Consider the following 13764-nt stretch of genomic DNA (forward strand, 5'->3'; position numbering starts at 1 on the left):
TGTCCCATGAGACCCGGAGCCCCGGGACCACTCATTCCCCCAATTCCGAAGGGCGTCACACATGTCACGCGTACTCTCTACCGAAGAAGCCAAGACGGCGATCCGTCAGATCCAGTCGATTATCGCCGGCGGCTTCACCGATCAGATCACCCAGCTCGACGCGCAGGGCCGCGTCCTGTCTGATCCAAACACGTGGGACGGCCCGCTCGCTGCGACGTTCCGCGGCTCAACCTGGCCCGAGACCAAGACTGCGCTCGACAAGGCGAAGCAGCAGCTCGAAGAGCTCCGCACCCAGCTCGACAAGATCTCGCAGGACATCTTCACCGCAGGCGGCGGCGCCTAGCTCGGCCAGTGTGGCGCCCGGGAGACCCCGGGCGCCACGCTCCCTTCAACCGCGCGCCGACGGGCGTCCATAGCAGCGAGGAACACACTTCAGCATGACCGAGATTCACGGCAACAAGCCGACAGGCTACTCGTACCCGGCAGCGGCAGAACTGCGGTCTGCGGCGAGATCCCTCGCTCGGTTAATCGCTTCGAAACAAGACTCGCGCGCTACGTATGCGCGCGAGGCCAAAGTTGACTTCCAGGGCTTTTTCGCGGAAGTCTTTGAGCGCAACGTCGAGATCGGTCAGACGAGCGCCACAAAGCTCAGCGAGGCCCTGCGCCAGGTCGCGAGCTTTGTGACCGAGCTCGAGCAGGCCGCAAAGGAAGAAGACGAGCGGCGCGAGAAGGCCCGCGAGTGGGAAGAGCGGCGGCTTGAGCGCGAAGCAAACTGGTTCGTAGGGACCGGGTACGAGATCGGCACGTTCTTAGGCTTCGTCGAGAAAGACGACCCGAAGCCTCCCAAGGCCAAGCCAGCACCGCAGCTGAAGAGCGGGGCTGTAGAAGTCCCTGGCCGAAGCATCCCGCAGCCCGGTGGCTACTCGAGCGTCTCTTCCGCAGACCCGGCGACGCTGCGCACATTCCAGTCGGGCAGCAACGAACTCGACGATCAACTCGCCACCCCCATCTCGACCTTTGCCACCGCGCTCGATGACTACTCGGCGAAGTGCAACACGAAGTGGGGCACCCTCAACGCCGCCGAGCTGGTGACCTCGCTCGACAGGTGGACCACCGCGAATCGCAAGGACGCTGAGTGGGCCGGCACCATCGCCGCGCTGTTCGAGTCCGCTGGAAGCGGGACGGGGGTTGTGACGCTGTCAGACGCCTCGATCTCCGCCGCGCTCGCGGCAGCCGGCATTGACGTCTTCCGCGATGACTTTGAGATTCCCGAGTTCTCGGCGATGGGAACTCCCCCGACCAACGGGTTCGCTGACGACCCCGTGAACACGGCAACCGGCAACTTTCTCGAGCCCGAAACCGACGTGCCGTTTACCGGCCCCGCGAAGGCGCTCGAGTTCACCCGCATGTACAACTCGCTCGACTCCCGCGTGGGGGCGTTCGGGCCCGGCTGGTCTTCAGCGCTCGACGTGCGCCTCGAGTTCACTGACGAGGGGGCCGCGTTCACGACGGCCGACGGCCGACAGATCCACTTCCCCCGAAGCGGCAGCGCGTGGGCGCGCGGCATCGGCGAGAACTTCTGGCTCGGTGCCGAATCGCACTCGGGCGAGGGTACGCCGGGACCGCTGCAGGGCGACCGCCTGGTCGTACGCGACAACGCCGGGGGCTGGTGGGCCTTCACCACCGCGGGCGTGTGGGTGGGAAGCGGGACGGGATCCGGAACCGTGGTCAGCGTGCATCGCTGCGCCGACGGGCTCGTTACCCGCCTCGCCCACGAGCACGGGCGCGCCATCAGCATCGAGTACGCGGGCGACCGCGTCGCGTATGCGCAGGTGTCTGACGGCAGGCGCGTCGAGTACCTTTACGACGCGGATCGCCGGCTCATCGGCGTCTCCGACGCCGTCGGCACGAGGCGCTACCGGTGGAACAGCGCTGGCCTCATCGACAGGGTGACGGCGGCGACCGGAGTGGTCGAGTGCGAAAACACCTACGACGCGAAGGGCCGCGTCACTGAACAGCTCACCCCGTACGGGCGAACGGTTCGATTCGCGTACCTGCCCGGTCGGGTGACGTCGGTCTCGAACGTCGACGGAACCAATACGAACACCTGGATCTCGGATAGGAAGGGCCGCGTCGTCGGCATCATCGACGCCGAGGGCCACCGTCAGTCGATGGCCTACGACCCGGCCGGAAACCTCGTCTCCGCGACCGAACGCGACGGGCAAGTCACGGTTCACGCGTACGACGACCGCGGCCGAAAGACACGCACCGTCACCCCCGAGGGCGCCGACATCACGTACGGCTACGACGAGCTCGACAGGGTCACGACCGTGGTCACCGCTTCCGGGGCGACGGTGTCATACGAGTACGCGACCGAGTACGACCGGAACCCGTCGGTCGTACTCGATCCGCTCGGCGGGCGCACGGAGCTCACCTGGGAAGCCGGGCTCCTCACCCACGTCACCGACCCCGTCGGCGTGACGCTGGCGCTGGGATACGACGAGTTCGGTGAGCAGACCAGCACTCGCAACGCGGCCGGCGACATCGCCCGGATTGTGCGCGATGCGGCGGGCCGCGTGCGCGAGACGATCTCGCCGTCTGGCGCGTCGACCCGGTACGACTACGACGAGGCCGGGCTGCTTATCGCCCGCACCGACCCCGACGGCGGCACCTGGCGGTTCGAGCGCGGCGCCGGCGGCCGGATGACCGCGCAGGTCGACCCGCTGGGTGCCCGCACTGAGTTTGAGTACGGCCCCCACGGGCACATCGTCGGCACGACGGACCCGCTGGGTCGCACGATCAGCCGCTCCTACGACGAACTGGAAAACGTCGAGTCCGTCACGCTCGCCGACGGAGCGGAGTGGGTGTTCGCCCACGACGCCCTCGCACGCCTCCGGGAGATTACCGACCCCGCGGGCGGCACCTGGTCGAGGGAATACGCGCCGAACGGCGAGCTCACCGGCACGACCGACCCGACCGGAGTGCACGTCGCGTTCACGCAGTCCCGCGGGTCAGGCATGAGCCGGGTGCAGAACGCGTTCGCGCAGGAGGCCGTGCAGCGGGACGAGTTCGGCAGGCCCGTCAGGGTTGAGCGCGAGGATGGCTCAGCCGAGCTGATGACGTACGACGCGGCAGGGAACCCGGTCGAGCTACTCGACGCTGATGGCGGCCTCACGCGCATCGAGCGCGACCGGGCCGGCCGGGTCACACGGGTCACGACCCCCGCGGGGCGCGTGACCCGCTACGAATACGACGCGTGCGGCCGGCCGGTGTTCTCGACCGACGCCGCGGGCGGGCGCACCTCGCTCGCCTACGACGCCGATTCCCGCGTCGTCACGCGCACCTCGCCCGCTGGCGACGTCACCGAGATCGAATACGACGCGATGGGCAGGATCGTGCGCGAGGCCGTACCCGGCATCGGCGTCGGCAGGTATCGGTACGACGCCGCCGGCCGCCTCGTGTTCTCGCACGACTGGCGTACCGGGATCCGGCGCTTTGGATATGATGCTGCCGGGCAGCTCACCACCGCTACCAACGGGGTCGGCGGCGTCACCCGCTACGAGTACGACCGGCGCGGGCGAGTTACCAGGATCATCGACCCCGCGGGCGGGGTCACCACCCGCAGCTACACCGAGCTCGACAGGGTCGCGTCGTCTACGGACCCGCTGGGGCGCACCACCACCGCGACCTACGACGGCGCTGGCAGGCAGCTCTCGCAAACCGCGCCCGACGGCACAACGCTCGAGTGGGTGTTTGACGATGCCGGGCTTGAGACCGAGGTGCGCGTAGACGGGCGCCGTTTGTCGCACGCCAGCCGCGACGCGCGCTCGCGCACGGTCACGATCACTGACGACACCCGGCCTCAGGCGCCGACCACGCACACCCTGCGATTCACGCGGAACGGGCAGCTCGCCGAGCGGGTCACCGTTGGCGCGGATTCTGTCGGCGCGGATTCTGTCGGCGCGGGGGCCGAGCCCGCCGCTCGGCCCGCCGTCACGCGGTGGGAGTATGACGCCGACGGAGCCCGGGTGGCGCTTGTCTCGCCCGACGGGGCGACAGTCGAGTACACCCGCGACCACGCGGGCCGCGTTTCGCGCGTCGTGCACTCCGCATTCGGCGAGATTTCGCTCACGCGAGACGCCGACGGCAGGCTCCTCGAGGCCCGAACGTTCGCAGGAGTCGACCCTGCTGGTGGGCCTGCGGGTGGGCGTTCGGTTGGACCCGACGCCGGGCCCGCGGTCGGGCAGATTCAGCAGTGGGAGTACGCGAACGGGTTCCCCGCAGCGCACACGCGCGTAGGCGCCGATGGCGGCATCGCCGTCACCCGCATCGACCGTGACGAGATCGGCCGGATCACCCGTATCGATGGCCCCGACTCGGTCGCAGAGTACGCCGCCGACGACGCCAGCCAGATTACTGCGCTGCGCATCGACGGCGCTGCGGCGGCCTCCTGGGAGTACGACCCGGCCGGAAGGCTCGTCGCAGAGACCCGCGATAACCAGTCGCTGCGGTACTCCTACGACGCTGCTGGGCAGCTCCTCTCGATCGAGGGCTCAGACGGAGCTATCACCGAGTACGAGTACGACGGGCTTGGCCGACGCGTGACCGAGCGCTCCCCCGAAGGCGCCACCGCGTACGCGTGGGATGCGCGGGGGTGGCTCACCGAGATCACGGAGCGTGGGGGTGCCGCTCTGCGCAGCACCGAGCTCTGGGTTGACGCGCTCGGTGAACTCGCAGACGTTGATGGGGCACGGATCCACTGGGATACGGCGAGCTACGCCCCGGCACCGATCAGCATCGGCGGCCACGACGTTTTCGCCGGGCCCGGTGGGTTCACCGCGGCCGCTACCGGCATCGACGATGGACCTGGTGCCCGGGGTTCGTGGGCTACCTCAGGGTGGCGCACGGCGCGGGCTGCGGCAGACGACCCGTGGGCGACGCTTGCGGGTTTCAGCGCGGGCACGCTCCCGGCGGGCCTCTCCCTCACCGCGAGCGGCGCCCTTCAGGTTGCCGGCCTCGAGTGGTTGGGCGCGCGAGCCTACGACCCCGCGGCACGCGGCTTCCTCTCGGTCGACCCACTCGAGGCGCCGGCGGGTGTCGGCTGGGCAGGCAACCCGTACTCGTACGCGGGCAACGACCCGCTCCACGCGGTGGACCCGCTCGGGCTCTCCCCCATCAGTGATGCGGAGCTCAAGGCCTACGCTGACAGCCAGCAGGGCCCCCTCGCACGGGCCGCGGGCGCGGTCGGGCACTGGTTCAAGGAGAACTGGGAGTACGTGGCTGCTGGAGCCATGATTGCCGGCGGTATTGCACTCATGTGCACCGGAGTGGGCGGTCCCGTCGGCATGGCGCTCGTCGGAGCTGCTAGCGGGGCTTTGGTTTCGGGTGGGTTCTCTGTGGCTGCACAAAAAGCTCGAACTGGTGAGGTCAGTTGGGGAAAGGTTGGCGTTGATGCTTTCGTTGGCGCTGTCGGCGGTGGAGTGAGCGGGGCGGTCGCTGGAGGGCTTGCCTTCGGGGCTCGAGCTCTTACTCTTAAGGTGCCTCTGGCGAACGGGTCGCAGAACTTGACTGGGCTCGCATACACCACCATGAGAAGCTCGGCTGCGCGAAACCTCATCTCGGCAGGCGCAGGCGGCTCCTCAGCAAACATCGCTCAATACAGACTAGAAACGAAAGACCCGACCCCCCTTGGAACTCTGCAGGCGGGGCTGACTGGACTCGCAACCAGCGCCGGCGGGTCACTGATGGCGCTTGGCGGCGGACAACTCTCAAGTCGTATCGGCGGCGAGATCGCAGACCGACTCGCGGGCGGAGTCGCCGGTGCAGTCAATCAAGCGCTAACAACTGGGGATTCTATCCTGTCCTATGACGCAAGGTGGGCGGGGCTTCAAGGACTAGTTGAGTCCGGGAGTGGTCCTTCCTCCGGCATCCATGCGAGAGGAATCTGATGGCGGCCCTCGACGCACAGCACGCAACAGCAACCGCCCCTATGCCAAAGAGGCATCGTCCATGGCTTCGGCGACTTGTTGTCACCCAAATCGTGATATCCGTGTTCATTCTTGGAGCAGTATTTGCCGCTCCGACCGTGGATACGAAGAACCTTCAGTGGGTTCCCTGTGTGGTCAAGTCCGCAGAGGGGACGACAACTGGGGGGATGGGGCTTCGAGGTTCCTCAGGCTCGGTACCAGCGGTGGTAATTGAGACCACAAACTGCCACCGAATTACATACACTTGGGGAATCTCAGAGAAAAATCGAGACGCGGTTGCTGCTTCATTCACGAGGGGAGCTGTGTTCGAGTTCAAGTTGGGGATACTCTCACAACAGAGCGCGGCGGCTGCCTGGCCGTTCTATCAGGTTGAGGCGAAAGGTTACAGGAAGGCGTTCACGCCGGAGGGGCCTTCGAATCCATGAAGCTCCGCCGAACGTTGCGCCCAGCCTGGCCGACCACATCGGGGTCGCGGCAGCGTCCCAAATGGCTGATTGGGGCGGTGACAGTTTGAAAATCGCTGTCGATAGCGTCTTGGGGGCACGTTAATGATGAGTTCAGATTCTCGCGATCCAGACCACGACCCTCAGCCGAGACCCAGCGCTACTGGACCAGCTGAACCTAAAACGCCCCAAGTGCGGATGGTTGCCATCGACGACCCCCGAGCCATTCGGGCTGACAAGTACAACCACTTCGTGATGTGGGCGGCGTTCGTCCTCATACTGATCATAGCCGTAGTCGCCATCGTCTGCGTTCCGTGGGACACCACCCTCGCGATCTCAACACGGGGCCGCCCGAGGCAGAACCTTCCCGTCTGGTTCGTCATGCCAATGTTCGTGATTGTTATGACAATCACAGTTGTGAAAGTCACTCGTGGCGAGAAGCGCGAGCGCGAGAAGCTGTTGGACAAAGGATTCCCAGCTTGGGAGATTCCGTTTGGCTATGTCGTGGTTACCACGATGTCAGCCATCTTTGTCTTTGGTCAAGGCTACTTCGCTTGGGGCTTTTTCAAAGCAGCCGGCCTCCTTGACTGACGCCGCGACCGGCCCCCTACTCCCCCTTCCCAGCACAGAAACGACAAACACATGACGCACCCCGCCCCCGATCAAAGCATGCCGTCCGCTCACGAGCAGCCCCAGGTACAAACCCAGGCACCGGTACCAGAGGCAGCAGACCCGCCGCCATCGAAGAAGAAGCGGGCGTTGAAGACCGTGCTTTCAATACTCGGCATCTCCGCTGGTCTCGTCATCGGAAAGATACTCATTCCAATCGCGTTCATAGAGGCCGACAACAACGTCACGGTTGAAGACGGATACCTGTTCGAGGCCTCTACCTACTCCATCATGTTCCCGGGCGAGCCCGACCCGATTGCAGATATTCCCGCGGGCTACGAAGCAGTCACCTGGTCGAACAAACAAAAGATGTATCAAAGCGCCAACGTCGACGTGTCAGTCGTCACCGCGGCGTCACTTGAAGACGCCGTGGCTGGCTGCGCGAGCACCAACGAGGCGGAGCTGGTTTCGGTCACCCCTTACGGTGGGGCACCGAACAAATCGTCGTTCAGAAGCCCTGGAACGTCCCGGGTGTGGAGGTTCTAGATAGTTGGGGAATCCAATGAGCGAGACCGAAGACTCCCTTCTAGAACTAAGCGATTTTCTCAAAGCATTTGGTGAGACATACCTCTCAAACTACTTCGCAAGGGTCAGAGAAGCTATATTGGGGGCAGCTTCGCACAATGGTCGGAGAGAAGCCGCACAGCGGGGACTTGCCCTATTCGCTGGAATGAATAGTTTCAATGATCTGGTCATCATGAATGGGAATAACGCTGTCCAAGAGCTGAACGACCAGCTTGATCGCATGCGGGGGGAAGCATTCACTTCGCTGGTTGAAATCGCGCTGAACACCTCTTCGTCCAGAGAGGAAGAGCGTTGACCAGCTTGCCTAGAAGAGTATCGCCCCTGGCCAAGGTAGACGGGTCGTTGTCGAAGGTGAACCTTCGCCTAGTGGGGGGCACAGTTGACATCATAAGCACTAGTTACTTCGTAACGCTGCGGTTCTCCACCAACGCGACAGTTCAGTTTGAGTCCGACTTCACCATTAGGGAGCCCGGATGCAGCGAGAAAGTCATCTCGATGGACGGAGATCGCTCTGAACTAGTACCAGTTCTGCGTCTCCACAATGAAGTCGTAGATGCGGCATTCATCGCTGAGGGAACCTTGCATCTCAGCTTCTCCAACGGAACCACCACAGAAGCCCGACCAGATCCAGAACTTGAGTCGTGGAGCTACTCTGGCCCCGAATCGCCTGAAACAAGGGTCATAGCTTTGGCCGGAGGGGAGCTTGCCATTTGGCTCCCCTAGGAGTCATTTCGATGCCAAGCCGGGCCGAAGTCCGCACCTGGGTTGAAAGCTCGCGCCTACTCCGCTGAGCTGTAAGGGGGCACAAAACCAAGCGCCGAAAGCGCATACGTGTGCGAACGTGGGCTGAGGCCAGTACTCATCAATGTGTGACGCACCTGCGGGCCCTTGCGTTGTGAGCTGGCCATGCGAGGATTGATCTCACCGGACAGACAGGAGTGCGCATGCGAACCGTCGATCTCGACCGCCCTGCACCATGACGTTCGTTGACCCGAGCTTTCAGTTGATCGCCGACTTCTTCGAGGGCTCTCCGGCGATCTGGTTGGAACTGCCCGACGGGTGGTTTGGGCGCCCCTACGACAATCTCCTCACCGTGGTGGACGTGAGCATAGCTGAGAGCGGGAGCCTGGTCATCCTGTTTGAGCACTCATCTCGTTTGACGGTCGAGTCTCCGTTCAGCGCAGCACTCAAGGAAGGGGCACTTGTGCTTGGGCCCTTTGCCGCAACCGAGTGGGAGTACGCCCCTTTCGGAGAAACAAGCGCCGTCCAGCGGAGATTCGTCTCCGGAACCTGCACGTTCCATGCGCCGGGCAAGCACCTCGTGGGTGCTCACTGATGGCAAGAACAGAGCGGCTGAGCAACCCCCAACAACGCCAACCGGTTCAGGCTCACGCATCCGATCTCGATAGCGCCCGTAGCGATTGCGTTGAGTGTCGCCCCAAAGTTTCCTCCGCCATCACGAGGCTTGGCTGGGAAAGGGCTAGGGCTTCTCGGGGTTCCCGGTGATCGTCAGCTCCGTCGCCACAGGGCCTGCATCTTTACGTCCCCTGCCCAAAACCAGGAACAAGCCGCTCAGTGGGAGACCGAATGAAATCAGCTGCAGAACGCCGGATTCAATCGCGAACGCCGAGCAGCTGCCCAGCCCAGTCTTTGCGTGTTTGCTGGGATGAGTAGCTTCAACGACACTGTACTTATGAAGGGGACCCTGCAGCCCCGAGCTGAACAACCGGCATGATCCGCTGCGGGAAGATGCGTTCTCGTTCTTGAACCAGATTCGACTTAAATACGTCACCACTCGAAGAACTGCCATGCCCACCACAACACGCCCCGGTAGGGTCAGGACCACGCAAGCGCCACGGAGAACGACGAGGAGAGAGCAACATGAGCCAGAACACGAGCTTCTTTCTCTCATCCATGGAGAGCGCCCGCTTCGCGGGGGTCTACGAGTGCGAGACGCTAGCTCTCGTCACGTTAGGCCAGGGGCGTCACGCGATACACGCAGCATGTTCCCCGCCAGTTGAGGCAAGTGAGTTTGGTTACCCGCTCGGGCTTGAGTCCGTCGTGCTCGCCAACCGATTCGCCGGAGACGACCCGTGGCGAAAGTTCAGCTTTCCGGTGTTCGTCTATATTTGCGCGCCTGAGTTCGAGGCAGAACCTCGGGTACTCGCCTGGGGCGAGATCTACGCGTCAGCGGAGGACGCACGTCAACACCGGATGGGCCGCCCGTGAACCCCAGGCGGTACGCCCCGGGCAGCCGCTACCGAACCCGCCCGCCGAGGGCACGCGCGTCGCGCTTACCCGAGGCGTCCTGGCGGAGCTCCTTCGGCAGCGAGAACACGAGATCCTCCTCGGCGGTCACGACCGCGCTGACGTCTGAGTAACCGGCCTCGCCGAGGTCGTCGAGCAGCTCCTGCACGAGCACCTCGGGCACCGACGCGCCGCTCGAGATGCCGATCGTTTTCACGCCTTCGAGCCACTCCTGCTTGACCTCTTCGGCGAAATCAACGAGGTAGGCGGCCTTCGCGCCGTACTCGAGCGCGACCTCGACGAGGCGCACCGAGTTCGACGAGTTCGTCGACCCGACGACGAGCACGAGGTCGGCCTCGGGCGCGATCTTCTTAATCGCGACCTGGCGGTTCTGCGTGGCGTAGCAAATGTCGTCCGACGGCGGGTCCTGCAGGTTCGGGAACCGCTCGCGCAGCCGCCGCACGGTCTCCATCGTCTCGTCGACCGAGAGGGTCGTCTGCGAGAGCCACACGAGGCGATCAGGATCACGCACCACAAGGTCATCGACATCGTCAGGCGAGTTCACGATCGTGATGTGATCGGGAGCCTCACCCGCGGTGCCCTCGACCTCTTCGTGGCCGGTGTGGCCGATGAGCAAGATCTCCATGTCTTGCTTCGCGAAGCGCACCGCCTCGCGGTGCACCTTCGTCACGAGCGGGCAGGTCGCGTCGATCGCGTGCAGGTGCCGATCTTCAGCCGCCTGCACGACCGCGGGAGAGACGCCGTGGGCCGAGAACACGACGTTCGCGCCCTCGGGCACCTCCTCGACCTCCTCGACGAAGATGGCGCCCATCTTCTCGAGTGTCTGCACGACGTGCACGTTGTGCACGATCTGCTTGCGAACGTAGACGGGCGCGCCGAAGCGATCGAGCGCCTTCTCGACGGCAACGACCGCGCGGTCGACGCCGGCGCAGTAGCCGCGCGGGGCGGCGAGCAGCACGCGTTTGTCGCCGTCCACCGGCTCGTTTTTCAGTCGGCCGCCAAGGCGACGCATGCGCGGCATCGCCAGGCTCACAACCGGTGCACCAACCGTGCGCTGATCAACAACCGAACCCTGCTCTGTCATGCGCACAAGTCTACGCTGGAACGCTGAGCACATGATCTGGACGCTGGTCGCCGACTAGGCTCGACGTCATGGCAGCAGACGCACCCGCAACCCGCGAGGCCCCGTGGCCCGTCGCCCTCATGAGCGAGAAGGTCGCCGGCTGGATCGACAGGCTCGGCCAGGTCTGGGTCGAGGGCGAGGTCACGCAGTGGCAGGTGCGCGGCGGGCACGTCTACGGCAAGCTTCGCGACCTCACGCAGGATGCGACCGTGAGCTTCACCGTCTGGCGCTCAGTCGCGCAGCGCCTCACCGCAGAGTTCAAGCAGGGCGACCGGGTGATCGCGCTCGTGAAGCCGAACTTCTGGGTCAAGGGCGGCTCGCTCACCATGCAGGTGTTCGACCTGTCGCACGTCGGCCTCGGCGAGCTGCTCGAACGGCTCGAGCGGCTGCGGAGGCAGCTGCAGTCCGAGGGACTCTTCGACGAGGGTCGTAAGCAGCGCCTGCCGTTCCTGCCCGGCAAGATCGGGCTCGTGACGGGCCGCGACTCCGACGCGGAGAAGGATGTCGTGCGCAACGCGACGCTTCGGTGGCCTGGCGTGCAGTTCAAGATCCACTACGCAGCGGTGCAGGGTGACCGGGCCGCCGCCGAGGTGACCGCGGGCATCCGCGCGCTCGACGCCGACGCGGAGGTCGACGTCATCATCGTCGCGCGCGGCGGCGGCGACTTCCAAAACTTGCTCCCGTTCTCGGACGAGGCCGTCGTGCGCGCGGCAGCCGAGGCCAGCACCCCGATCGTCAGCGCCATCGGGCACGAGGCGGACCGCCCGCTGCTCGACGAGGTTGCCGATCTGCGCGCGTCGACGCCGACCGACGCCGCCAAGCGCGTCGTTCCCGACGTCGGTGAGGAGCTCGCCGGGATCGACCAGGCGCGCAGCCGGATGTCGGGCAGGCTCAGCCAGTTGTTCGCTCACGAGACGGACAGAATCGCGCAGCTTCGGCAGCGGCCAGTGCTCGCCAGCCCCGACAGGATCGTCGACGACCGCGCCGAGGAGCTCGTACGCTGGGTCGCGCGCGGCTCGGAGCTCGCCGACCGCGCGATCGTCGACCGCGCGAGCGCGCTCGCCGAGACCCGCGCCCGGCTCACCGCCCTGTCACCGCAGGCGACACTCGAGCGCGGCTACGCGATCGTACAGCTGCCGAGTGGCGGCGTGCTGCGCGACCCCGCCGACGCTCCAGGCGGCACGGAGCTCCGCGTGAGCGTCGTCGGCGGCAAGCTCGGCGCCACGTCCACGGGGCCACAAGCGTAAGGCTCGGGCACCCCAAGGAGTCGGCGTCTCGGCACTGCCTAGGCCCGAGCCGTCGCCGTTCAGCACTACCCCGCACCGCGCATTAACCAGTAGCGTCGCTTCGCAGAATTCCAGCCACCGAGATGTCTTCGTCAAGGTCGGGCCAGTGCACTCCCTGATTTCGGCCGATCACCCGCCAGTTCGCACGTTGAGCTGGCAGCGCGGCGGCCAACGTGGTTACCGCAGTGAACGGGAGCGCAACGCTACGCCCACCGTGAAGCTTTACGCGTATGTCACGATCAGTGACGCTGATCTCGTCAACGATCTCGTCAGTTGGTGAAATGGTCACGCCAAGCCTCCAGTATCTCTTGCTCGCGGAGCGTAACTATTGCAAACATACGGTTCAACTCGTAAGGCGCGAACCCGCCTGGGTGGGCCAAGGCTACAGGTGAAACCCAGAATTTGGCGGTGAGGTTCCCCGTTCGATATGCACGGGCCCGGAGGCCTAGAACCCCGCGCTAGTTGTACTGCCCGGGGAGGTTGCTCGATAGTCGTGCGACTGGCGGGAGCTGCCCGATGGCCGAGTGGGGCCTGTGCTGATTGTAGTAGTGCAGCCACGCGGGAAGTGCTTTCCGTCTCGCCTGCTCTGAAGAGTAGTGCCGACTGTACGCCCACCCGTCCGCGAGGGTGCGATGGAACCGCTCGATTTTCCCGTTGGTCTGCGGCCGGTACGGGCGTGTCCACTTCGGTGTGATTCCCAAGCCGCTGCAGGCATCACGCCAGGCGTGAGAGCGGTACGCGGATCCGTTGTCCGAGAGCACCCGCTCGACCCGCACCCCGCGATCTTGGAACCAGGACACGGCCCGCTGGAGTACTCCGATCGCGGTCTCGGCCCGCTCGTCATCGTGGATCTCGGCATACGCGACTCGGGAGTGGTCATCGATCACGGTGTGCACGTAGGCGTGCCGCATCAGCACGTCACGCCTACGGCTCCGTTCCTTCCCGGGAGTCGCAGCCCGGTTCTTCCCACCCTGGACTCGTCCGACCGTGCGCCAGCCTCCTCCGTCAGGAATGTTGCCGAGCTTCTTCACATCGACATGGATCAGGGAACCCGGATGCGGGTGTTCGTACCTGCGGGCTGGTTCCCCGGTCTTCCGGTCGATGTGGGAGAGCCGGTTCAACCGTTCCCGCACCAAGACTGCGTGAACCGTGGAGGGTGGAAGCTGCAGGAGACCGCCGATCTCGACCGGGCCGAGTCGGCGCGTGATCCGCAGGTGCTTGATCTTCCGCACGATCGGGCGCGGGGTCTGGTTCGGGTGGGCGTGCGGGCGAGAGGATCGGTCGGTCATGCCGGCGATCCCATGCTCGGCGTAGCGGCGAGCCCATTTCTGAGCGGTCGGCCAGGCGACGTGGAAATAGTCAGCGGCGTGCGCGACTGTCCATCCTTCATCGATGATGAGGCGGGCGATGCGGAGTCGTTGGCGTGGGGTCAGGGCTGCGTTAGCGTGGGACACGAGAACCTC

13 protein-coding genes are annotated in these 13764 nt (G+C 65.1%); 10 read left to right on the plus strand and 3 right to left on the minus strand.

Annotated features, from left to right (window positions below; translation table 11 throughout):
* Positions 1-61 precede the first annotated feature (61 nt).
* From FB468_RS16395 to FB468_RS16435, 9 genes are all read left to right on the plus strand, one after another.
* The gene (locus FB468_RS16395) at positions 62-343 is read left to right on the plus strand and encodes a pyrophosphorylase (protein ID WP_141888867.1); all 282 of its coding nucleotides are present in this window, start codon (positions 62-64) and stop codon (positions 341-343) included.
* 94 nt (positions 344-437) lie between these two features.
* Positions 438-5948 carry a DUF6531 domain-containing protein gene (locus FB468_RS16400; RefSeq protein ID WP_141888868.1) on the plus strand — a complete coding sequence of 1837 codons (5511 nt, stop codon included), beginning with the start codon at positions 438-440 and terminating at the stop codon, positions 5946-5948.
* Positions 5948-6412 carry a hypothetical protein gene (locus tag FB468_RS16405; RefSeq protein WP_141888869.1) on the plus strand — a complete coding sequence of 155 codons (465 nt, stop codon included), beginning with the start codon at positions 5948-5950 and terminating at the stop codon, positions 6410-6412. Before FB468_RS16400 ends, FB468_RS16405 begins: the two co-directional genes overlap by 1 nt.
* A gap of 210 nt (positions 6413-6622) precedes the next feature.
* The gene (locus FB468_RS16410) at positions 6623-7021 is read left to right on the plus strand and encodes a hypothetical protein (RefSeq protein ID WP_141888870.1); all 399 of its coding nucleotides are present in this window, start codon (positions 6623-6625) and stop codon (positions 7019-7021) included.
* Positions 7022-7189: 168 nt separating this feature from the next.
* Positions 7190-7585 (plus strand): hypothetical protein, encoded by a 396-nt coding sequence (locus FB468_RS16415; protein WP_141888871.1) that lies wholly within the window; start codon positions 7190-7192, stop codon positions 7583-7585.
* A 16-nt stretch (positions 7586-7601) separates the two neighbouring features.
* A complete protein-coding gene (locus FB468_RS16420) occupies positions 7602-7919 on the plus strand; it encodes a DUF6966 domain-containing protein (RefSeq protein ID WP_141888872.1) in 318 nt (105 codons plus the stop codon).
* On the plus strand, positions 7916-8347 hold the full coding sequence (locus FB468_RS16425; RefSeq protein ID WP_141888873.1) for a DUF6188 family protein: 432 nt from the start codon (positions 7916-7918) through the stop codon (positions 8345-8347). Before FB468_RS16420 ends, FB468_RS16425 begins: the two co-directional genes overlap by 4 nt.
* 253 nt (positions 8348-8600) lie before the next feature.
* A complete protein-coding gene (locus FB468_RS16430) occupies positions 8601-8960 on the plus strand; it encodes a hypothetical protein (RefSeq protein WP_141888874.1) in 360 nt (119 codons plus the stop codon).
* Positions 8961-9505: 545 nt separating this feature from the next.
* Positions 9506-9853, plus strand: coding sequence for a hypothetical protein (locus FB468_RS16435; protein WP_141888875.1), 348 nt, complete (start codon positions 9506-9508; stop codon positions 9851-9853).
* Between the two features lie 28 nt (positions 9854-9881).
* Here the strand turns inward: FB468_RS16435 and FB468_RS16440 are convergent, their stop codons facing one another.
* Positions 9882-10913 carry a 4-hydroxy-3-methylbut-2-enyl diphosphate reductase gene (locus tag FB468_RS16440; protein WP_141888994.1) on the minus strand — a complete coding sequence of 344 codons (1032 nt, stop codon included), beginning with the start codon at positions 10911-10913 and terminating at the stop codon, positions 9882-9884.
* Between the two features lie 131 nt (positions 10914-11044).
* Between FB468_RS16440 and xseA the strand changes: the two genes are divergently transcribed.
* Positions 11045-12262, plus strand: coding sequence for an exodeoxyribonuclease VII large subunit (gene xseA / locus FB468_RS16445; RefSeq protein ID WP_141888876.1), 1218 nt, complete (start codon positions 11045-11047; stop codon positions 12260-12262).
* A gap of 82 nt (positions 12263-12344) precedes the next feature.
* Here the strand turns inward: xseA and FB468_RS16450 are convergent, their stop codons facing one another.
* Both FB468_RS16450 and FB468_RS16460 read right to left on the minus strand, forming a co-directional pair.
* Positions 12345-12590, minus strand: a complete 246-nt coding sequence (locus FB468_RS16450; protein ID WP_141888877.1) for a DUF2442 domain-containing protein — start codon at positions 12588-12590, stop codon at positions 12345-12347.
* 169 nt (positions 12591-12759) lie between these two features.
* Positions 12760-13755: an IS481 family transposase gene (locus tag FB468_RS16460; RefSeq protein WP_141888879.1), complete on the minus strand. Its 996-nt coding sequence runs from the start codon at positions 13753-13755 to the stop codon at positions 12760-12762.
* Between the last annotated feature and the right edge of the window lie 9 nt (positions 13756-13764).

Source organism: Leucobacter komagatae, from assembly GCF_006716085.1.
GTDB classification, from domain to species: Bacteria; Actinomycetota; Actinomycetes; order Actinomycetales; family Microbacteriaceae; genus Leucobacter; species Leucobacter komagatae.

Excerpts from the sequence above, each read along its gene's own strand:
- FB468_RS16395 (WP_141888867.1), top strand. The coding sequence starts at position 62 with ATGTCACGCGTACTCTCTACCGAAGAAGCCAAGACGGCGATCCGTCAG.
- FB468_RS16400 (WP_141888868.1), top strand. The coding sequence starts at position 438 with ATGACCGAGATTCACGGCAACAAGCCGACAGGCTACTCGTACCCGGCA.
- FB468_RS16405 (WP_141888869.1), top strand. The coding sequence starts at position 5,948 with ATGGCGGCCCTCGACGCACAGCACGCAACAGCAACCGCCCCTATGCCA.
- FB468_RS16420 (WP_141888872.1), top strand. The coding sequence starts at position 7,602 with ATGAGCGAGACCGAAGACTCCCTTCTAGAACTAAGCGATTTTCTCAAA.
- FB468_RS16430 (WP_141888874.1), top strand. The coding sequence starts at position 8,601 with ATGACGTTCGTTGACCCGAGCTTTCAGTTGATCGCCGACTTCTTCGAG.
- FB468_RS16435 (WP_141888875.1), top strand. The coding sequence starts at position 9,506 with ATGAGCCAGAACACGAGCTTCTTTCTCTCATCCATGGAGAGCGCCCGC.
- FB468_RS16440 (WP_141888994.1), bottom strand. The coding sequence starts at position 10,913 with ATGCCGCGCATGCGTCGCCTTGGCGGCCGACTGAAAAACGAGCCGGTG.
- xseA (WP_141888876.1), top strand. The coding sequence starts at position 11,045 with ATGGCAGCAGACGCACCCGCAACCCGCGAGGCCCCGTGGCCCGTCGCC.